We start from the raw sequence: 19,026 nt of genomic DNA, 5'->3' as shown, positions 1-19,026 counted from the left end.
GTGGAAATGCGCCCCGGCCCTGATCGCCAAAAGACGGACTATTGGAAGGATTTCAAGTGACACCGCACACTCTTGCACAGCGAGCCTATGGGCAGACCTCCGCGCCCACACGCACACCGCGCGACACCGAGTACGAGGCGATTTCAAAGATCACGCATCGGCTCAAGGCTGCCGCCGCCCGGCAAAAATCGGATTTTGGCGGGTTCGTTCAGGCACTGCACGAAAATCGCCGTCTTTGGACCGTTCTGGCCAGCGGTGTCACGGATTCAGACAATGCCTTGCCCAACGAGTTGCGGGCCCGGATTTTCTATCTGGCCGAGTTCACCGAGCAGCACAGCAGCCAGGTTCTGGGCAACAAAGCGACCGTGGAGCCTCTGCTTGAGATCAACATGGCCGTATTGCGCGGCCTGCGGCAAATGGGGGCCACGTGATGGGTGGGCTGGTTTTGAAGCTGGCACCGAAAGAGAGAGTGCTGATCAACGGTGTGGTTGTTGAAAACGGGGATCGTCGCAGCCGGTTCTCGATCATGACGCCCGATGCCAACGTCCTGCGTCTGCGGGACGCCATCCACCCGGATGAGGTAAACACCCCGGTCAGGCGGGTCTGTTACGCCGCGCAGCTTGTGTTGTCCGGCGATGCAGAGCCTGATCGCGCCCGTCAGCAGCTGCTGCGCCGTGTCGAAGAGCTGAGCCAGGTCTTCACCGACGCGGACAGCCGCCGCGTTCTGTCAGAGGCGACCGAGGCCCTGTTGGCCGAGCAATACTACAAGTGTCTGAAATCGCTGCGCGCATTGTTGCCGCGCGAAGAACGCTTGATGGCGTATCAGCAATGACATTCCAGCCTGTCATTCCTACGGGCGGTTTGGTGGGCTGGCGGTTTCTGCAGCGCACCTACGAGGCGCAACTCGACAGCTTCTCCTCGTCATCCGTCAATGAGAGGGAGAGGCAGTATTTTCTGGAAAATATCGGCAAGGTGCAAACGGCTGAGGATTTGGTGTCGGACCGCCGCTTGTTGCAGGTCGCCCTGGGCGCCTTCGGTTTGGAAGACGATATCAATAATCGCTACTTCATCCAGAAGGTGCTGTCCGATGGCACCAGTGCCGATGATGCGCTGTCAAACCGGCTGTCGGACGGCAGGTATCGGGAGTTTTCCGAAGCCTTCGGTCTTGGGCCGGGGGAAATACGCCGGACGGGGTTGGCGACGTTCATGGAAGATATTGCGCGCGACAACGACGTGTCGCGGTTCGAAATCGCGGTGGGCGAGTCCGACGAAACCATGCGTGTTGCGCTGTATGCGCAGCACGCTCTGGTCGATCTGGCCGGGCAAAGCGGAAGTGCGGACACCAAGTGGTTCGATCTGATGAGTCTGCCGCCGCTGCGCAGCATGATGGAAACAGCGCTTGGCCTGCCGTCCAGCTTTGCCCAGCTGGATATCGACCGGCAGCTTAAGGTGTTCAAAGACCGGCTGTCGGATGTGACCGGGTCGGATGATCTGTCGCAGTTTACGGATGAGACGGCGGTGGCGCAGCTGACCGACCGGTATCTTGCCCGCAGCCAGATTGCACAGTTGCAGAGCACGATTTCACCCGCTCAAACCGCGTTGATCCTGCTTGGGGCGTGACGGCGAAAAAGGGTCCGGCACCTAACCCGGTCGGTCTTCGTCCGATCGCAATGCCCGTCCAAAAATACGCTAGCTGCTCAAAACCGCATCTGCTGAGGTTCTCAGGGCAAAGGATGTGACCGGCTGGGACACGTTGTGCAGTTTGACTTCCCCCAGCGGCAACGCATTGGCACAAGCCGGCTGAATATCGGCCGAGACGACAATACGGTGACCGACCTTTTTGCCATATTCTCCCAATCGGGCCGCCACGTTTGCGGCCTGTCCGATGACGGTGAAATCCAGCCGTTCGCGTGATCCGACATTGCCATAGGTGACCCGACCATAGGCGACACCGATCGAGCAATCGCAATGAGTGTCAGACCCGGATAGGCGCAGCTCGCCCAGATTTTCGACAATTTCGATGGCTGAGCGCTGGGCATTCCAACGCGCCGAATCCGAGTCGTCTCCGGCCGGGAACACCGCCAGCACAGCGTCGCCGATAAATTTGAGGACTTCTCCGCCATTGTCATGCACGATGCCAGACACGGTCTCAAAAAACTCGTTCAACAGGTTGATATAGGCGGCGCGGCCGAGCTGCTCTTCCAGACTCGTGGAATTGCGCAGGTCGCAGAACATGATTGCGGCGTCGATCTCGTCTCCGTCCCCGCGCCGGATTTCACCCCCCAGAACGCGCGCGCCTGAGCGTTTGCCCACGTAAGTCTCCAGCAGAACCTGCGCATTTTCGCGCTGCATGAAGACCTCGTAAAACCGGGCAATGACCGAGGAGCACTCGAACACCAGCCCCAGATTTTCGGTGGTGAACCCTTCCGGATGGTCGCAAGTCAGGGTCAGAACGTTGGTTCGCCCGTCCGAGAACGGTAACGGCATGGCGACGTAATCGGTTGCCCCCTTAGCGCGCAAGTCTTCCATGATCGGAAAGCTGTTTTGCGGGTTTTTGTCGTTCAGCCGCTGGCGTACCCCGCCCAGCCCGTTCGACACGTGACGCAGGGGGCTATTGATATAGGCCGGATGGTCGTGGATTTCATAGGTGGGCACATTGGTCGAGATCTCGGCCTCGCCCTTTTCCCAGATATAGTGTTTGCCTGCGATCAGCGGATGCAGCGACCAGGCCAGAATGCTGAGCCGCTGGATGGCGATCCCGTGTTCCAGCATTTTCTCTGCCAGGGCTTTGGTAAAGGCTTCAGGGGTTTGGTTCTCGGACGCGCCGCGCATCAGCCAGTCAATCAAAGGCCCGCTGATATTGCCATCTTCGGGATCGCGCAGATTGTTCTCGCCCAGATCGATCCGCGTATAGGCTGCGGGCATGAAGCCGATATGGCCTTGAATGGCAGCGCTTTCGGGCAGAGCGTCCTCATAGGCCCAGACGGAATTGGCCAGCCGTTGACCATCCAATATGACATCGTGATAGGTCGCGGTTCCCTTGAAGGGGCAGAAGGTCTGCAATTCGGTTTCGTCGCCAAGATTGATGCAGACGTCATCGCGCGGAATATAGATCGTTGCCGGCAGTCGCGTTTCATACATGACTTTGGCGTTGGTGCTTTCGGCCAAAAGGGTGTCATCGCGGTAAATCGCAACCCGCCCGGTCAGCTCTTCGACCGAGATGCCGTAACCTTTGGTCTTTGGGGTGGTGTGCACATTCATCATCAGACTCCCTGACGCGAGTCTTTACAGGATGGGGCTTTGACGGTTGCATTCCAAGGGGTGTAACCGGTTTTTTACCGCACGTGCCCTGTGCGAGGCCGCCGTATCAGATCATTTGAATCACGTCTTTTTCGATCGACAGCATATAGCCCTTTTTGGCGATATTCTTGACCAGCAACTCGCTGACTATCTGGTTGCCCAAGGCATCGCGCAGCCGTTTGATCCGGGTGGCGCCTGCGGCCTCGTCACATTCCGAGGCGTCCTTGCCGGAAATCATCGCCTCGATCTGTACGCCCGAGAGGACCTCGTCATCCAGACGGGATTCAGCCAGCACAGACAGGGTTTCCATCGCCGCCGGGGTCAGTTTGAAATCCATATTGTTCAGGTAGACGGTGTTTTCCTCGCGGCTGATCAGCAATGAGGTCACCTGAATACCGGTGCGCTCGATCTGGGCCATGCGCCGGTTCAGCAACACCAGCATCACCAGAAACACCAGCGCCGTCACCAGCATGGCGGAGGCAAAGACCAGCAATACGAAGATCACCATCCGATAGCTGGACAGCGTGTCGGCAAAGGCGGTGCCGGATTGCGCCAGAATCTCAAGCAGGCGGATTTCCGTCTGCGAGGTCAGGTCGCTTTCGATGAACAACCGCTCGACCCGCGCGTTGAAGGCGTTGGCATCGGGCAGTGTCCAGAACAGGAAGATCGCCGCCGTCACCAGAATCAACACGATCGCCGCGATGCCCGCGCCGACCAATCTGACACCGGATCGGCGGGCCTCAGTAACGGAGATAGAATTGTCCGGCATTTGCCTTCCTTTTATCCAATCCTTCCGGTCCGAACACGGACATGACGTTCAGCAGGGTCCACCCTGAGCCCTTGAGGCGCTGGGCGACTTCACGTTTTGCCTGCCCCTTGTCGCAGGCCGAAACCTGCATGACGCCATAGTGCAGGCGTAGCGGATTGTCCCGTTTGGCCTTGTAATCGGCATAACAATCGGCCGCCGCGGCAGCAGAGCCAAGCGATATCAGGGCCAGCAGGGCCAGAGAAGAGAGGATATGTTTCATAGGCCGCATCCTGCGCATGGGTCGGTGCGATATTCAATAACCCAAGGGGTTTGGCCGGCCTGATATCGGATAACAGGGGGCCGTTATTGCTTGTCTGGGCAGGGAGGACCCAGTGTCAGGGCATCGAGCACATGGCCCGCCACCGGGCCCCTGAGACTACTGAAGGACAAGCACCATGCATAAGAAGTTCATAGCCCTGATTGTGGCCTCTGCGGTTGCCATCACCGGAATTTCGGCGTCGCAGGCGCGGGCAGCCGATGTCGAAGATATCCTGGGTGGATTGGCGGCCATCGCACTGCTTGGTGTCGCGGTAAAGCACTTCAACGACGAAAACAAAAAAAAGAACACCGTTACGAATAACTACAATCACATATATAAGGCACCCCAAAACCACGTGCACACAAAGCCAAAACACAGGCCGCATAATGTGCGCCCGCTGCCGGAACGGGTTGCGCGCTATAGCTTGCCGCAACGATGCTTGCGCACCTTCCATGGGTTCTCGCCCGATCAACCGCTGTTGGGCAAGAACTGCCTGAGCAAGTATTACAAATACAGCAATAGCCTGCCGGACCAGTGCAAGGTCAGGTTCTGGAATGGCAAAAAGGTCAAGCGGGCGTACCACCCAGGCTGCCTGCGTCAGAACGGATACCGGGTGAGTTACAAGTAACGATTTTCGAGCAGGAGCGGCGCCACAGAAGCGCCGTGCAGGGAGAGGGTGGCGCAAGCTGCCCTCTCTTTTTTCTTGCGATGAGCGGTGAAACGCGGTTTTCCGAAGGCATGACGAAACCAGATTATGAAATTGAAAAAGCCGCCGCGAGGCAAGGGTACCTTCGGATCGCAGGCGTGGATGAGGTTGGCCGCGGGCCGCTGGCCGGGCCGGTGGTGGCGGCCGCCGTGATCCTGAACCCTGAAGACATCCCCGAAGGGTTGAACGATTCCAAGAAGCTGACTGCCAAGCGCCGCGCCGCGCTGGAGGCCAGCTTGCGCGGCCGAGCCGAGATCGCGGTGGCTGAGGCCACGGTGGCAGAGATCGACGAACACAACATCTTGCGCGCCTCGCACTTGGCGATGGAACGCGCGGTCGCGACATTGGACCCGCCGCCGGATTACCTGCTGATCGATGGGAACCTGATACCGCACGGGTTAACGATTCCAGCGCAGGCGGTGGTGAAAGGTGATGCGCATTCGGTGTCGATCGCAGCTGCTTCGATTGTCGCAAAAAATTGGCGCGATCAACTGATGGTGGATTTGGCGCAACAGCATCCGGGCTATGGATGGGAGACAAACGCAGGTTATCCGTCGAAACAACACAAGGACGCACTGCAAAATCTTGGTGTGACCCCACACCATAGACGTTCGTTCAAGCCGGTCCACAATATCTTGTATCAAGAGTAAATTGTAAGTTGCTGATTCAAAAAAGAAATTGACGGCGAATCGTCTTTGACTCATCCTTGTCTCAACCAAATGAGCGCAAAAGCGCCGTGGATACTTGAGGCAGTAAAATGACAACAACCACCAAAAAGGGCGCAAAAGCGCTCCCTTTAAACACGATTCTTTCCGGGGACTGCATCGATGTGATGAACAGTCTGCCCGAGGCGTCGGTGGACCTGATCTTTGCGGATCCGCCCTATAACCTGCAGCTGAAAGGCCAGTTGCATCGCCCCGATAACAGCCAGGTAGACGCGGTCGATGATCACTGGGATCAGTTCAGCAGCTTTGGCGCGTATGACCAGTTCACCCGCGAGTGGTTGAAAGCGGCGCATCGTCTGCTCAAGCCGAATGGTGCGATCTGGGTTATCGGCTCATACCACAACATCTTCCGTGTGGGTTCGGCCTTACAGGATGCGGGCTACTGGATTTTGAATGACGTCGTGTGGCGCAAGTCGAACCCGATGCCGAATTTCCGCGGTAAGAGATTCACCAATGCGCATGAGACGATGATCTGGGCGTCGAAACGCGAAGGTGCGAAGTACACGTTCAACTACGAAGCGTTGAAGGCGCTGAACGAAGGTGTTCAGATGCGCAGCGACTGGGTGCTGCCGATCTGCACCGGGCATGAACGCCTGAAGGATGAAAACGGCGACAAGGCGCATCCGACGCAGAAGCCGGAGTCGCTGCTGCATCGCGTGTTGATTGGTTCGACCAATCCGGGCGATGTTATTCTGGACCCGTTCTTTGGCACCGGGACAACAGGCGCCGTTGCCAAAATGCTGGGCCGCGAATTCATCGGGATCGAGCGCGAGGAAAGCTATCGCAAAGTGGCTGCAAAACGCATCTCCAAAGTTCGCAAATTCGACCGTGAGGCGCTGGAAGTCAGCGCCAGCAAACGCGCCGAGCCGCGCGTCCCCTTTGGCCAACTGGTCGAACGCGGGATGCTGCGCCCGGGCGAGGAGCTTTTTTCGATGAACCGGCGCCACAAGGCCAAGGTCCGCGCCGATGGCACGCTGGTGGGCGACAACGTCAAGGGCTCGATCCATCAGGTTGGAGCGCATCTCGAGAATGCTCCGTCCTGCAACGGTTGGACCTACTGGTGTTTTAAGCGCGACGGCAAGACCGTACCGATCGACGTTCTGCGCCAGCAAATCCGGGCCGAGATGAATTGATTTCACCAATACCGCCGGTGCCTGTGGCCTGACACAAGGCACTAAGCCTTGCCCCGCCGATTTCGGCGGGGTCTTTTGTTTTCCGGGTGTCTGGTCTCAATCCGCGCCTGTTGTATCCTGCGGCACAGTGAAGGAGCCTCAGCGATGTCTGATACCATTGCCAGCCAATCCCGCTTTGACCGGTTCTTTGTGACCCGCCCGGACAGGTTTGATCTGGAGAACAAATACACGGAAGCCGCGCTGGAAAGACACAAGCGCGAGGGGCTTGAGCTTGCCGTCCGCGCCCGTTGGATCGCGATGGGACTCACCGGTGTGCTGCTGATTTACCTCAATCCACAATGGGATGTGATGTGGTATCACTTCATCCTGCTGCTGATATGCGCAAACGGTTGGTTGATCCGTCGGGCGGGCCGTGTTGGGCAATCGCGGACCGAGTTGTTGCTAATTTTTGCAGACCTGCTGATCATGACCACGGCAATGATTGTGCCCAATCCGTTCAGCGACGATGTGCGGCCGCTGGCAATGCAGTACCGGTTCGATAACTTCCAGTATTTCTTCATCATTCTGGCGGCCGGAACGCTGGCGTATTCCTGGCGCACGGTGATTGCGATAGGATCATGGACAGCGGGGATGTGGACCGCAGGGTGGATCATCGCCTGGTGGGTTGCGATGCCGATGCCTGGGCTCAGCGAACGTGTGGCGGAGGCTTTGACCGGCTATCCGGATGTGGCTGAGTTGTTGGACCCCAACAGTTTCATGCCCACCCAACGCATCCAGGAAGTAGTCGTATTCATGATGGTTGCGGTGACGCTGGGCGTGTCGATGCGGCGGCTCAACCGGTTGCTGATGACAAATGCGGGGTTGGAGCGCGAAAGGGCGAACCTGTCGCGGTACTTCTCACCGAATGTTGTGGATGAACTCAGTCAGAATGACGAGCCGCTCAAGCAGGTGCGTAAGGAAGATATTGCGGTGCTGTTCATCGATATTGTGGGGTTCACCAAATATGCTGCCGGGCGCGATCCCTATGAGGTTATCGAGGTTCTGCGCGGTTTCCATGCCCGGATGGAGGCTGAGGTGTTTCGGCACCACGGTACGCTGGATAAATATCTGGGTGACGGGCTGATGGCGACCTTTGGAACTCCGGTGCCAACGCCATCGGATGCGAGCAACGCGGTGGCCTGTGCCCGGGCAATGGTTGCGGTGATCGACCGGTGGAACATTGAGCGCCGCCGGGCGGGAGAGCCCGAAATCAGCGTCGGGATCGGGGTCCATTTTGGTGCAGTGGTTCTGGGTGATATCGGGGCCAATCGGCTGGAATTTGCGGTGATCGGGGATGCGGTGAATGTGGCCGCCAAACTGGAAGCGCTGACCCGTGGTTTTAAGGCGAAGGTGATCATCAGCGACTCGGTGCGGAGCCAGTTGCAGAAGGAAGGCGCCAGCGTGCCGGAGGTGATGGCCGGGTTTGCCGAACACGAAAAGCAAGCGGTCCGGGGGGTGGAGAATCCGATGGACGTGTGGGTGATGGCAGAGTAGGCGCTCCCGCCGATCTACCCTGCATCAGAGATTCAAGACGGATCGTTGGGCCGGGCAGCGCGCTGGCGCGCGCTGCGGTCAGGGTTGAGGTAAGGGGTTTTCTGCGCGGTTGTAGGGTGCCCAGTCGGCGACCTCTGGGTAGTATTGGAGGCGCCAGGCTCGAACGCGGGGATTCATGACCCGGCGCCAGAGAGGCGGGACCATCGCGGCGACGGTCATCACCGGATAACCGTAGGGCAGTTGCGGCGCGGCATCTTCGGAGTGGTGCTGCAGCAGCGGAAACCGGCGGTTCGGTTTGTAGTGGTGGTCCGAGTGCCGCTGCAGGTTGATCAGCAGCCAGTTCGACGCCTTCTGCGAGGCGTTCCAGGAATGGCGCGGCAGGACATGCTCGTATTTGCCCTGACCCAGATGTTTGCGGGTCAGACCGTAATGTTCGACATAGTTGACCAGTTCCAGCTGCCAGATCGCAGTACCCGCTTGAATCAGAAACAGGGCGAGTCCAGACAGGCCTCCGATCGCTAGGGCAAGGGCAAGCATCGCGCCTTGCAGAGCCCAATATCGCCAGAAGGGGTTGGAAGAGTCGGTCCAGTGGCGATCCTTGCGGGCCAGTTTTTCGCGCTCGGCCCGGAAAGCAGAGACGAGGCATTGTTTCAGGACGCGGGGATAGAAGCGGTGGAAGCCTTCGTTATAGCGCGCGGTAACCGGGTCGCGCGGGGTGCCGACATAGCGGTGATGAACCAGCAGGTGTTCGGAGCGAAAGTGCGAATACAGCACCATCGCAAGAAGGATATCGCCCAGCCAACGCTCGAGCCGACCCTTTTGGTGCATCAATTCGTGGCTGTAGTTGATACCAATTGTGCCCGAGATGGTGCCCATGCCGAAGAACAACCCGAACTTGGCCGGCGTGGACAGGTGGTCGGTATGGGTAGCGTACCAGATCAGCCCGTACAGGGTCAGGAACTGCAAAGGAACCCAAGCTTTAGTTAGCAGGATATACCAGCGCAGCGCGCGGTCTGGCGTGTCGGGGTCGGCGTTACTCAGGTCCAGCCCGGTCAGGCGGTCCAGCACGGCAAAGGCCCACCATGTCGACATCGGGATAAGCAGGACCCACCAGCTGCCAGCCGTCGCCGTTGCCCAGATAATCGGGATCAACAGGAACGAGATCCAGAAGGGCAGGGCCGATTGCCAGCGAGACAGGGACTGGGTTGCGGTCATGGTGGGGCTCCGAACGATTGCGCATAGACTAGGCACAGTCCGACGGGGCGTTCAATGGGCTATCGGTTGCGCCACAGGTCGTGCGCCTTGCGCATTACGGTCGGCAGGTCGCCAGGACGGAAGGCGTGCTTATCCAGTAGGATCAGGCCTTCGGGCGTGCGTCCGGCTGGCAGCGGAGCCGTCCAGATACGAAGGGTCAGGTGGAAATGTGTGAATGTGTGTCGCACCTCACCAGACAGCATTTGCCAATCCGCCTCAAACGGGGGCGTTTCCTCCGGTGTGTCAGACCAGCCCGAGCCGGGCCATCCCAGCATCCCGCCCAGTAACCCTTTGTCAGGGCGGCGTTCCAGCAGCACGGCGCCGTTGTCGCTTTGTGCGATATAGACATGACCGTACCGCGTGGGCTTGGGCTTTTTGGGTGTTTTCTGTGGCAAGTCGGACTGCGTTCCAGCTGCGCGGGCCTGACAGGGATCGCGCAGCGGGCAAATACCACAGGCCGGAGATTTCGGCGTGCAGATCGTGGCCCCCAGATCCATCACCGCCTGCGCATAGTCCCCTGGCCGCGTGTCTGGCGTCAGCGCGGCGGCTTTTTCCCTGAGCAACGGTTTCGAACCGGGCAGGGGATCGTGGAGGTCGTAAAGGCGGGCCATGACCCGTTCGACATTGCCGTCCAGCACCGTCTCGGGTCGGTCGAAGGCAATCGCCGAAATGGCCGCGGCGGTATAGGGGCCGATGCCGGGCAGTTTCAGTAGCGCGTCATAGCTGTCGGGGAAGACACCACCGTGAACGTCAGTCAAAACCCGTGCGCATTTCAGCAGGTTGCGGGCGCGGGCGTAGTAGCCCAGCCCGGCCCATTCGCCCATGACTTGGTCGTCCGGGGCTGCGGCCAGTGCCTGAACCGTGGGCCAACGCGATGTGAATCGGTTGAAATAGTCGCGCACGGCGGCCACGGTTGTCTGCTGCAGCATCACTTCGGAAAGCCAGATGCGATAAGGGTCGGGTATCACCCCTGCGACCCGATCTGCCGGGCCGATGCGCCAGGGCATTTCGCGGGCGTGGCGGTCGTACCAGTCAAGCAGAGCACCGCTCAGGTCCTGTTGAATAGAGTCACGCAAGTTTTATCTATCTCCCTGTCGGGTTTCGCTGGCGCCCGGTGTCACGCCCTTTACAATAGCGGCGCAGGAGTTGGAAACCAGATGCAACGCAGACGTTCTTCGACCCGCGGGTTCAAACGCACCGCGACATTGCTGAACGGTCAGATTCGGCGCGCCGGGGAAAGCCGGGGCTTTGCTGTGTCGCGCCTGTTGACCCACTGGGCCGAAATCGTAGGTCAGGACCTGGCCTCTATCGCGCGACCCGTAAAGGTGGGCTATGGCAGGGAAGGGATCGGCGCGACGCTGACCGTTCTGACCACTGGCCCGCAGGCCCCGATGCTTGAGATGCAGAAGGAACAGCTGCGCGGCAAGGTGAACGCGGTGTACGGCTATAACGCCATCAGCCGAGTACGCATCACCCAGACCGCTCCGACCGGATTTGCCGAGGGGCAGGCCAGTTTCGACCATAAACCGAAACCGGCGAAACCCAAGATTGACCCAGAGATTGCAGCCGAGGCAGGCCGGACCGCACGCGACGTTCACGATGGTGAATTGCGCGCGGCCCTTGAACGTCTGGGCCGTAACGTTTTATCCAAGCAAAAACGCTGAGAAAGGGCTAAGAAATGAGCCGTATCGCAACTGGAATCTGCGCGGCGGTCGCCATCGCCGCAGGCGGCTATTGGCTGTCGCTGTCAAATTCCTCTCCGTCTTACCCGCTGGTCGGCAGTGCCGAGGCGCAAGAGGCTGATCTGGACACCTCGACCATCGTCGAGATGGTGCAGGGCGCCGAGGATGCGCCGGTCGAGATCATCGAATATGCGTCCTACACCTGCCCCCATTGCGCCACTTTCCATCTGGGCGCGTACAAGCAGATGAAGAAGGACTTCATCGACACCGGCAAGGTCAAATTCACCTACCGCGAGGTGTATTTCGACCGCTATGGCCTGTGGGCCTCGATGGTGGCGCGCTGTGGCGGCCCCGAAAAGTTCTTTGGCATTTCCGATCTGATCTTTGAAGGCCAGTCCGAGTGGGTCAAAGCCGGTGGCCCGGCCGAGATCGTGGACGAGCTGCGCAAGATCGGCCGCCTGGCCGGTATTGACAACGACCAGCTTGAGGCCTGCCTGCAGGACGGCACCCGCGCTCAGACTCTGGTGGCCTGGTATCAGGAAAACGCCGAGCGGGACGGCATTCAGGCAACGCCTTCGTTCATCGTGAACGGCAAGAAGGTCGACAACATGTCCTATCCCGATTTCAAGAAGCTGATCGAAGAAGAACTGGGCAGCTAACTGCCTGCTGCGACCGGCTCAATTCGGGCCGGTCGCCAATCACGGTGACGGGGCGATCTGCAGCAGCATCTGCCGGATCTTGTCGGCTTCATCCACTTTCAGACGAACAGGTAACGTAAGAACCTTGCTGCGGAATGCGGCGGGCAGGCGCACGGCGTCTTTTTCCGTTGTCACCATCTGCGCACCCAATAGCCGCGCCTCGTTATCCAGTCGCGTCATCAGGGCCGGGGGCAGCGGTTGGTGATCGTCCAGCGCCTCGGCCCGCAGCAGCTTTGCGCCTTGCTGGCGCAGCGTGCGAAAGAACTTTTCCGGATGCCCGATGCCTGCAAAGGCCAGAACGGGCGTGTCGGCCCAATCCATACCGGTCTGCAAGGGTGCGACCTCACCGGTGGCGTGGGGCACCGTCAGGGCCGCGTCCCAACGGTTGGAGAATTGCACCTGAGATTCCGCATCCCCCAGTGAAAGCACCAGATCGGCACGTTGCAGTCCGATATCAACGGGCTCGCGCAGGGGGCCGGCAGGCAGGCAGAGGCCATTGCCAAAGCCGCGCGCCGCGTCCACCACGATGATCGAGAAGTCCTTGGCGACCGAAGGGTTCTGAAACCCGTCGTCCAGCACGATCACGGTTGCCCCGTCTTCTGCGGCGGCGCGGGCTCCGGCGGCGCGGTCCTTGGCCACCCAGACCTCGGCGAATGCGGCCAGCAATAGCGGTTCATCTCCGACTTGAGCGGCGCTGTGTTTGGCAGGATCAACGCGCACGGGCCCTTCCAATGAGCCGCCATGGCCGCGCGTGACCACATGGGTTTGGTGCCAGGCGTCGCGCAACTGTTCGATCGTCCAGATTACGGTGGGGGTCTTGCCGGTGCCGCCCGCGTTCAGGTTGCCGACGCAGATCACCGGTACCCCGGGTCTGACACCGGTATCTGACGCTACCCGGCGGGCGGTTGCTGCCGCATAGATGCGCCCCAGCGGCGCCAGCAGTCTGGCGCGATAATCCAGCCGGTCTGGTGCGGTGTTCCAGAAATCAGGTGCGCGCATCATCTGTCCCCCGCTGATCCAGAAAGTCTTGTACCATATCGATCAGCTGATCCGTCTGTGGTGCGCCTTCGGAAACAATTTGCCACCCCGCCAGCGCCATGTCCGCAGCGCGATCTGGCGACAGCATCTCGACCACTGCGTCACCCAACTCGGTTGCGGTTTTGACCATGCGCGCAGCGTCAGCACGATCCAGCTGATCGTATATCTGCTGATGTCCATGAACAAACGGCCCGTGGATGATGGACGAGCCGAGGGCCGCGGCGACAAGCGGATCGTACCCGCCCGCACCGCGCTCCATCGAGCTGCCCATGAACGTGACAGGCGATATCCGGTACCACAGGCCCAGGTCTTCGGGTTCGGCCGAAAGGATCACCTGCGTGGTATCTTCGATCTGCCCGTCGGTATCCCAGTTGGCACAGCGCAGGTCCATGGATTCCAGTCGCCTTTGCAATGGCTTGGCTTCAGCTGTGTCCGCGACATGCAGCACCATCGTCAGTCTGGGCAGGATTCGCATCGCCTGACGGTGGGCGCTGAGCACCGATATGAATTCCTTGTCCAATACGTTGGCCGCAAGCCAAACCAGTCGCCCTGCCAGGGCATGGTTTGTTTCGATCAACTCGTCTTCGGGCCAGGGTCTCGGGTTTGGGCTGACATGCAGGGGCGGGGACTCACCGACCTTGTCCGAGGCGACACCAAGGCGGCGGATCGTTCGGGCTGTTTCGGAGGTTTTGGTAAGGATCGATTGGAAACAATCCAGCGTATAGCGGGTGATATCAGGCAGCCATCGTGCCCCACGCGCGACCTTGATGTCGATCTGCGCCTCAATCAGGATCAGGGGAATGCCGTGTTCCTCGGCGCGGGTGATGACGTTGGGCATCAGCCCACCCCCGACCCAGAGGCCGATATCGGGATTCCAGTGTTCCAGAAATGCGCGCGCGGCGCCGGTCTGTTCCAGAGGCAGGTTCACAAGCGGGTAGTCACCCTGATCCCAGCGCTGCAGATCGGCCTCGGGCGGTGCCGTCAATAACACATTCAGCGTGGGGCGGGCCTGTTGCAGTCTGCGGCAGAAATCAATCACCGCACGCTGGCGGTTCTGTACGCTGATATGGACCCAGATCAGCTCGCCTTCGGGGCGGGGCAGGTCGGGGTGGCTTGCCGTGTTCGGCACGCCCCAGGACAGGACCCGATACGCAGCCAGGCTAAGAGAGCGCGGCTTGCTCATGGGCGGATACCAGTGCTGTCCCGGTCTAGCCGAGCCCGCAAGGCATCATGAAGCGCCGGGCCTGCCGCGATTACGCCGTTCAGGCGCGGGTGCGCGTTGTTGAACCGCAAGGGCTGGCCCAGTTGATCCGTACAGATGCCGCCCGCCTCGCGGATGATCAGGTCTCCGGCGGCAATATCCCATTCCCAGCTGGGTCTGAGCGTCAGCATCCCATCAAACCGCCCTTGGCCGACAACGGCCATGCGATAAGCCAGCGAAGGGCGATAGACCCGTTTGAATTCAGGCGCCTGACCGTGCAGCCAATGGCGCGGGTCCAGATTGGGTTTGGCGGCCAGAACCTCGGCCGTTTCTATTTTCGAGACTCTGGACACCCGGATCGATGCGCCGTTCAGGGTGGCCCCTTCGCCTTTGGCCGCGGCATAAAGAAGGTCACGCTTCGGTAGGTAAATCACTGCGGCAGTGACTTCGCCCCCTTCGGCGACGGCAAGCGAATGTGCCCAGGTGCGGGACCCTTCGGCAAAGCTGCGCGTGCCGTCGATCGGGTCGATGATGAACACCCGGTCTCGCGTCAGCCGATCCGAGGAATCCTCTGTCTCTTCGCTCAGCCAGCCATAGCCGGGTCGGGCCGAGGGCAGGCGCTGTTCCAGCATGGCGTTGACGGCCAGATCGGCCTCGGTCACCGGACCTGCTCCACCGGGCTTGTCCCAACGCTGCGCCGTAGTGCCCGAGAATCGGGTGGCGATTTTTCCAGCCTCAAGTGCGGCGTCGATCAGAAGGTGCAGGTCAGCTGCCGGCAAGTGTCATTCCTTCGATCAGCACCGAGGGCACTACTCGCGACAGGTAGGGCCGCGCATCGTTTGCCGGGATGATCCGTTTCAGCATATCGCGCAGGTTCCCGGCGATGGTGCATTCATTCACTGGATGGGTGATCTCTCCGTTTTCCACCCAGAACCCCGAGGCGCCGCGCGAATAGTCACCCGTGTTGGGGTTGATGGTAGAACCGATCATCGAGGTCACCAGCAGCCCGGTACCCATGTCACGCAGCAGGTCTTCGCGGGATTGGGTGCCTTGTGTCAGGCTCAGATTCCAGTTGCTGGGTGAAGGCGGCCCGGACACGCCGCGTGCTGCATTGCCGGTTGATGTCATGTCCAGCTTGCGTGCGCTGGACAGGTCCAAAGTCCAGCTGGTTAGAATGCCGTTTTCAACAATCGCACGACGCCGGGTCGCCAGCCCCTCGGCATCGAAAGGACGTGAGCCTGCAATACGCGGACGGTGCGGGTCTTCGATCAGCGACAGATGCTCGGGCAGGACCTGTTCGCCCAGACAATCCTTCAGCCAAGAAGCGCCCCGCGCAATGGCGGCCCCGTTGCTGGCCGCCAGCAGGTGGCCGATCAGCGAGGATGAGATGCGTTCGTCAAACAGCACTGGAAAGGTGCCGGTAGCGGGTTTTTGCGCGCCCACCAGCGACACGGCACGTTTGCCTGCAGTACGGCCAATCTCTTCGGGGTTGCGCAGGTCGTTCTGGAAAGTACGGCTGTCACCGTCATAATCGCGCTCCATCCCGGTGCCTTGGCCTGAGATCGCCACGCAAGAGGTCGAGCGGCTGCTGCGGACGTAGCCGCCGGAAAACCCGTTGGTCGCCGCCAGATGGACGCGATGCGTGCCATAACCCGCCGCCGCGTCGGAAACCTGCGAGACCCCCTGTACCGACAGCGCTGCGGCCTCGGCGGCCAGTGCATCGTGCAACAGGTCCTCGGCTGCCGGTTCCGGTGAGGGATCGAACAATTCCAGCGCGGCCAAGTCCCAGCCCTTGGCCAGCTGTTCCGCGCCGGCCAACCCGGTAAATGGGTCCTCTGGCGCTTCTCGCGCCATGGCCACGGCGCGTTCGGCCATCGCGGTCAGGGTTTCCGGGCGACTGTCCGAACTGGACACGATCGCCTGCCGCTGGCCCAGAAACACCCGCAGGCCCAGGTCGGTCCCTTCCGAACGCTCGGCATGTTCCAGCGCGCCGCCCCGTACCTCGACCGAGACCGAAGAGCCGTCGATCACGATGGCATCCGCCGCATCCGCCCCGGCTGCGCGGGCCGCATCCAACAGGGATTGGCTGATCTCTTCGGGTATTTGGGTCATGCGGCCTCCGGTCTTTATGCATTGGACCTAGCCTTGGACTGCCCGACCCGCAAGACCTGCGACTGTTTTGCCTAAGTCGAACACACACTGCCGAGGAAAAAAATGCCGATTTCCAATCAAACCTACTGCAGTGGTTGCAACCTTGATCTAAGTTGCCCTGCAAGGCGATAATCTTAAAGCTGGTTTTCGGGGTACACGGGCAGGATACTTTATGAATGATTTTCACTTACTGCGGGGCGTCAAACTTCCGGATGATCCGCGCATCATCACGCCACAGGTGAAACGATCCATTCTGGCGCAACGCTATGAAAAAGACGAAGTTGAAGGCCTTCCCAAGTTTATTGAATCAGACGACCGCGTGGTTGAACTCGGCGCCGGGATAGGCTTTATCTCCTCCTTTCTAGCCACTCAATTGGGTGTTCGATCTGTCATGTGTGTGGAGGCGAACCCCAACCTGTGCGATTTCATTTCGCGCGCGCATGCAGCAAACGGGATATCAAACGTCGAAGTGCTGAATGCGGTTGCATTGAGCGATTCCCGGACCCCGGGCATGTCTACCTTTTACGTTCGAGACCCCTTCTGGTCCTCGTCCCTGGACCCCAAGCCAGATTATGTCAAAGAGGTCAGTGTGCCCGAGCGGCACCTTTCAGAAATACTGGACGAGTTTGACGCCAACGTTCTGATCGTCGACATCGAAGGTGGTGAAAAAAACCTGTTCGATGGGGCCAACCTGGCGCGGGTTCAGAAAGTTTACCTAGAAGTCCACACACGTAAAATCGGCCTTCGAGGGATAAAAGCCTGTTTTGATCATTTGTCGGCGCTGGGATTTGCCTATGATCAACGTGTCAGCCGGGGCGGGTCCGTTCTGTTCCGCCGCATTGGCCGCCGATAGGTTTGTTTGGTGGGAAGGCAGTCAAACCGCCTTCCCGACCGGTTTTATTTGATGCGTTGCCCATTGGCCAAGATCTGACCGTCTTCGGTGAACTCAATTTTCGAGTTCAGCGTGTCAGGCTCATCCCCCGGTACCGCCATCAGACCCATCATCATCCGGGCGCCCATCGCGTCGCTTTCCTCGACCAGGCCCATACCGATCAGTTTGTCGATCAGCGCATTGGCGCCGACCAGCTTCAGGTTCGCCACGCCCGCCGGTGCGGGCATTCCATCAAACTCTTCCGTGTTCGAATTGTCGAAGGTAAAGTCTGCGTCGCCGGTCAGTTTCGCGCCGACCAGAGATACCAGCAACTCGTTGATCTTCAGCGAGTTCAGCTCACCCGGCGCTTCACCGGATTCCTCCATCGCTTCGATCGAGGCAGGGTCGAAGAAGTTGGTCAACACCTTGGCTGTGCCGGTGGTGTCCAGCGCGATGGTCGCAGGATCACGCGGCAATTCACCGGCCGGGTCGAAAATGCTCCACAACACGTCCGACATGGTGAAATCCGTTAGGTTCAACGCGAACCCGAAGGGCTGCTCTTCTTCGGATTGCTTCAGCGGAAATTCAAAGCTCAGACCGGACTTGGCCATGGCGATTTCGATCGGGAACGGCAGGTCAGCCGTAGTCACCGCCAGTTTTGCGCTGTTCTGCTCAATGTCATAAGCAAGGCGCTGTTCATCCAGGCTGGCCCCAAAACGCCCGCCTTGGGATTCACTACCCATCGAGAACGCTTCGCCTTCGCTGGTCCCTTCAATGGCCGTGTTGCCCGAACCATAGGTAAACAGGCCCGAGAATGATGTGTCACCCTGGAAAAAGCTCGCGGGGTCAGCGCCATCGAAATCCGAGGGGATCACGCTGGTGCCTTCAAAGGCCAGATCGTTCATCGAACCGTCGATTTTGCCGTCATCCGATCCTTCCGGGTCTTTGAACGCCAGATCGTATACCAATCCTGCGGCGGTGAATTTCTGATCGACCTCGCGGTTTTCGCCAGTTTTCATCTGCGAGCTACCTGCGACTTCGGTCAGTTTGACATCCAAAGCCAGAACGTCACTTGGCATGGTGTCGCCATCGACTGTCAGATTCGCCAGCTTCACGCCCAAAGTGGGTGCGGAATAATCATAGGTCATGTCTTTCGGGTCACCCGAAACGACCATCTCCAACCCATCATGATAGTATTCGACATCGACAGAGAACGAGCTGTCTTCTTCATCGCCGGAGAAAGTCATAGGGAAGCTTTCAGGCACGCCGATATTGACCGTACCATCGCCGTTCTCAGTCAGCGTCATTTGGGGAATGGTCATCTGGAAACCACCTTCGGTATCCGGAACTTCCACTACCATTTTCATATCAGTGATGGTGGTTACGTTACCCGACACGGATTGTTCTGCAGAAACCGTGTATCCCATCTGGGTCATATAGGCCTTCCAATCATCCCAGACCTGCTGCGCGGTGACATCGGCAAGCGCGCCCTGAGTGACAATGGCATAAGCCAAGACTGCGCCGCAGCTGCGGCGAACGAAAACGGACATTTGAGAACCCTTCTTGATCAATTTTGCGGGCATCGTCGTGTCTGTGGGGCCGGGCGTCAAGGGGCAAGGGCTGGACCCGTTCCCCTTTGGCGCGGTAGAGATTCACACAATCTCAAA

General features: G+C 59.5%; 20 protein-coding genes. 10 read left to right on the top strand and 10 right to left on the bottom strand.

The window, feature by feature from the left end:
* The first annotated feature begins 56 nt into the window (after positions 1-56).
* The 3 genes from flaF to ACR0IK_RS17685 are packed head-to-tail and all read left to right on the top strand — an operon-like array spanning position 57 to position 1,620.
* Entirely contained in the window at positions 57-431 is a 375-nt protein-coding gene (gene flaF, locus ACR0IK_RS17695; protein ID WP_480642517.1) for a flagellar biosynthesis regulator FlaF, read from the top strand.
* Positions 431-832 carry a flagellar biosynthesis repressor FlbT gene (flbT, locus tag ACR0IK_RS17690; protein WP_480642516.1) on the top strand — a complete coding sequence of 134 codons (402 nt, stop codon included), beginning with the start codon at positions 431-433 and terminating at the stop codon, positions 830-832. The genes flaF and flbT overlap by 1 nt, the downstream gene beginning before the upstream one ends.
* Positions 829-1,620 carry a DUF1217 domain-containing protein gene (locus tag ACR0IK_RS17685; protein WP_480642515.1) on the top strand — a complete coding sequence of 264 codons (792 nt, stop codon included), beginning with the start codon at positions 829-831 and terminating at the stop codon, positions 1,618-1,620. The genes flbT and ACR0IK_RS17685 overlap by 4 nt, the downstream gene beginning before the upstream one ends.
* A gap of 69 nt (positions 1,621-1,689) precedes the next feature.
* Here the strand turns inward: ACR0IK_RS17685 and ACR0IK_RS17680 are convergent, their stop codons facing one another.
* The 3 genes from ACR0IK_RS17680 to ACR0IK_RS17670 all read right to left on the bottom strand — a co-directional run bounded on the left by ACR0IK_RS17680 (position 1,690) and on the right by ACR0IK_RS17670 (position 4,328).
* The gene (locus ACR0IK_RS17680) at positions 1,690-3,261 is read right to left on the bottom strand and encodes a DUF427 domain-containing protein (RefSeq protein ID WP_480642573.1); all 1,572 of its coding nucleotides are present in this window, start codon (positions 3,259-3,261) and stop codon (positions 1,690-1,692) included.
* Between the two features lie 106 nt (positions 3,262-3,367).
* Positions 3,368-4,069 carry a winged helix-turn-helix domain-containing protein gene (locus ACR0IK_RS17675; RefSeq protein ID WP_480594073.1) on the bottom strand — a complete coding sequence of 234 codons (702 nt, stop codon included), beginning with the start codon at positions 4,067-4,069 and terminating at the stop codon, positions 3,368-3,370.
* Positions 4,041-4,328 carry a hypothetical protein gene (locus ACR0IK_RS17670; protein ID WP_480594071.1) on the bottom strand — a complete coding sequence of 96 codons (288 nt, stop codon included), beginning with the start codon at positions 4,326-4,328 and terminating at the stop codon, positions 4,041-4,043. The genes ACR0IK_RS17675 and ACR0IK_RS17670 overlap by 29 nt, the downstream gene beginning before the upstream one ends.
* Positions 4,329-4,503: 175 nt before the next feature.
* Here ACR0IK_RS17670 and ACR0IK_RS17665 point away from each other — a divergent pair, with 175 nt between their 5' ends.
* From ACR0IK_RS17665 to ACR0IK_RS17650, 4 genes are all read left to right on the top strand, one after another.
* A complete protein-coding gene (locus tag ACR0IK_RS17665) occupies positions 4,504-4,995 on the top strand; it encodes a hypothetical protein (RefSeq protein ID WP_480594069.1) in 492 nt (163 codons plus the stop codon).
* 110 nt (positions 4,996-5,105) lie between these two features.
* A complete protein-coding gene (locus ACR0IK_RS17660) occupies positions 5,106-5,723 on the top strand; it encodes a ribonuclease HII (RefSeq protein ID WP_480594067.1) in 618 nt (205 codons plus the stop codon).
* A 107-nt stretch (positions 5,724-5,830) separates the two neighbouring features.
* Entirely contained in the window at positions 5,831-6,931 is a 1,101-nt protein-coding gene (locus ACR0IK_RS17655; RefSeq protein WP_480642512.1) for a DNA methyltransferase, read from the top strand.
* 144 nt (positions 6,932-7,075) lie between these two features.
* Positions 7,076-8,464, top strand: coding sequence for an adenylate/guanylate cyclase domain-containing protein (locus ACR0IK_RS17650; protein ID WP_480594063.1), 1,389 nt, complete (start codon positions 7,076-7,078; stop codon positions 8,462-8,464).
* A gap of 78 nt (positions 8,465-8,542) precedes the next feature.
* Here the strand turns inward: ACR0IK_RS17650 and ACR0IK_RS17645 are convergent, their stop codons facing one another.
* Together ACR0IK_RS17645 and mutY are read right to left on the bottom strand one after the other, a co-directional pair.
* Entirely contained in the window at positions 8,543-9,679 is a 1,137-nt protein-coding gene (locus ACR0IK_RS17645; protein ID WP_480642511.1) for an alkane 1-monooxygenase, read from the bottom strand.
* A 59-nt stretch (positions 9,680-9,738) separates the two neighbouring features.
* Positions 9,739-10,794: an A/G-specific adenine glycosylase gene (mutY, locus tag ACR0IK_RS17640; RefSeq protein WP_480642510.1), complete on the bottom strand. Its 1,056-nt coding sequence runs from the start codon at positions 10,792-10,794 to the stop codon at positions 9,739-9,741.
* 81 nt (positions 10,795-10,875) lie between these two features.
* On the opposite strand from mutY, the gene ACR0IK_RS17635 reads away from it, so the two are divergent.
* Entirely contained in the window at positions 10,876-11,382 is a 507-nt protein-coding gene (locus ACR0IK_RS17635) for a DUF721 domain-containing protein (protein WP_480642509.1), read from the top strand.
* Positions 11,383-11,396: 14 nt separating this feature from the next.
* Complete coding sequence (locus ACR0IK_RS17630; protein WP_480594055.1) at positions 11,397-12,059, top strand: DsbA family protein; 663 nt, start codon at positions 11,397-11,399, stop codon at positions 12,057-12,059.
* Between the two features lie 39 nt (positions 12,060-12,098).
* Here ACR0IK_RS17630 and lpxK read toward each other — a convergent pair whose 3' ends face one another.
* The 4 genes from lpxK to ACR0IK_RS17610 are packed head-to-tail and all read right to left on the bottom strand — an operon-like array spanning position 12,099 to position 16,449.
* Positions 12,099-13,097, bottom strand: coding sequence for a tetraacyldisaccharide 4'-kinase (gene lpxK / locus ACR0IK_RS17625; RefSeq protein WP_480642572.1), 999 nt, complete (start codon positions 13,095-13,097; stop codon positions 12,099-12,101).
* Positions 13,084-14,319, bottom strand: a complete 1,236-nt coding sequence (locus ACR0IK_RS17620; RefSeq protein WP_480594054.1) for a 3-deoxy-D-manno-octulosonic acid transferase — start codon at positions 14,317-14,319, stop codon at positions 13,084-13,086. The genes lpxK and ACR0IK_RS17620 overlap by 14 nt, the downstream gene beginning before the upstream one ends.
* Positions 14,316-15,116 (bottom strand): inositol monophosphatase family protein, encoded by an 801-nt coding sequence (locus ACR0IK_RS17615; protein WP_480642508.1) that lies wholly within the window; start codon positions 15,114-15,116, stop codon positions 14,316-14,318. Before ACR0IK_RS17615 ends, ACR0IK_RS17620 begins: the two co-directional genes overlap by 4 nt.
* Positions 15,103-16,449, bottom strand: coding sequence for a TldD/PmbA family protein (locus ACR0IK_RS17610; protein ID WP_480642506.1), 1,347 nt, complete (start codon positions 16,447-16,449; stop codon positions 15,103-15,105). Before ACR0IK_RS17610 ends, ACR0IK_RS17615 begins: the two co-directional genes overlap by 14 nt.
* Positions 16,450-16,660: 211 nt before the next feature.
* On the opposite strand from ACR0IK_RS17610, the gene ACR0IK_RS17605 reads away from it, so the two are divergent.
* Positions 16,661-17,341 (top strand): FkbM family methyltransferase, encoded by a 681-nt coding sequence (locus ACR0IK_RS17605; protein ID WP_480642505.1) that lies wholly within the window; start codon positions 16,661-16,663, stop codon positions 17,339-17,341.
* Positions 17,342-17,385: 44 nt separating this feature from the next.
* On the opposite strand, the gene ACR0IK_RS17600 is transcribed toward ACR0IK_RS17605, so the two are convergent.
* Positions 17,386-18,909 carry a DUF2125 domain-containing protein gene (locus tag ACR0IK_RS17600; RefSeq protein ID WP_480642504.1) on the bottom strand — a complete coding sequence of 508 codons (1,524 nt, stop codon included), beginning with the start codon at positions 18,907-18,909 and terminating at the stop codon, positions 17,386-17,388.
* Between the last annotated feature and the right edge of the window lie 117 nt (positions 18,910-19,026).

The organism is Ruegeria sp. BF7, assembly GCF_056538605.1.
Note: the sequence above shows the minus strand (reverse complement) of the source record. Positions and strands in the feature narration are given on the sequence as shown.

Excerpts from the sequence above, each read along its gene's own strand:
- flbT (WP_480642516.1), top strand. The coding sequence starts at position 431 with ATGGGTGGGCTGGTTTTGAAGCTGGCACCGAAAGAGAGAGTGCTGATC.
- ACR0IK_RS17685 (WP_480642515.1), top strand. The coding sequence starts at position 829 with ATGACATTCCAGCCTGTCATTCCTACGGGCGGTTTGGTGGGCTGGCGG.
- ACR0IK_RS17680 (WP_480642573.1), bottom strand. The coding sequence starts at position 3,261 with ATGAATGTGCACACCACCCCAAAGACCAAAGGTTACGGCATCTCGGTC.
- ACR0IK_RS17675 (WP_480594073.1), bottom strand. The coding sequence starts at position 4,069 with ATGCCGGACAATTCTATCTCCGTTACTGAGGCCCGCCGATCCGGTGTC.
- ACR0IK_RS17670 (WP_480594071.1), bottom strand. The coding sequence starts at position 4,328 with ATGAAACATATCCTCTCTTCTCTGGCCCTGCTGGCCCTGATATCGCTT.
- ACR0IK_RS17665 (WP_480594069.1), top strand. The coding sequence starts at position 4,504 with ATGCATAAGAAGTTCATAGCCCTGATTGTGGCCTCTGCGGTTGCCATC.
- ACR0IK_RS17660 (WP_480594067.1), top strand. The coding sequence starts at position 5,106 with ATGACGAAACCAGATTATGAAATTGAAAAAGCCGCCGCGAGGCAAGGG.
- ACR0IK_RS17655 (WP_480642512.1), top strand. The coding sequence starts at position 5,831 with ATGACAACAACCACCAAAAAGGGCGCAAAAGCGCTCCCTTTAAACACG.
- ACR0IK_RS17650 (WP_480594063.1), top strand. The coding sequence starts at position 7,076 with ATGTCTGATACCATTGCCAGCCAATCCCGCTTTGACCGGTTCTTTGTG.
- ACR0IK_RS17645 (WP_480642511.1), bottom strand. The coding sequence starts at position 9,679 with ATGACCGCAACCCAGTCCCTGTCTCGCTGGCAATCGGCCCTGCCCTTC.
- ACR0IK_RS17635 (WP_480642509.1), top strand. The coding sequence starts at position 10,876 with ATGCAACGCAGACGTTCTTCGACCCGCGGGTTCAAACGCACCGCGACA.
- ACR0IK_RS17630 (WP_480594055.1), top strand. The coding sequence starts at position 11,397 with ATGAGCCGTATCGCAACTGGAATCTGCGCGGCGGTCGCCATCGCCGCA.
- lpxK (WP_480642572.1), bottom strand. The coding sequence starts at position 13,097 with ATGCGCGCACCTGATTTCTGGAACACCGCACCAGACCGGCTGGATTAT.
- ACR0IK_RS17620 (WP_480594054.1), bottom strand. The coding sequence starts at position 14,319 with ATGAGCAAGCCGCGCTCTCTTAGCCTGGCTGCGTATCGGGTCCTGTCC.
- ACR0IK_RS17610 (WP_480642506.1), bottom strand. The coding sequence starts at position 16,449 with ATGACCCAAATACCCGAAGAGATCAGCCAATCCCTGTTGGATGCGGCC.
- ACR0IK_RS17605 (WP_480642505.1), top strand. The coding sequence starts at position 16,661 with ATGAATGATTTTCACTTACTGCGGGGCGTCAAACTTCCGGATGATCCG.
- ACR0IK_RS17600 (WP_480642504.1), bottom strand. The coding sequence starts at position 18,909 with ATGTCCGTTTTCGTTCGCCGCAGCTGCGGCGCAGTCTTGGCTTATGCC.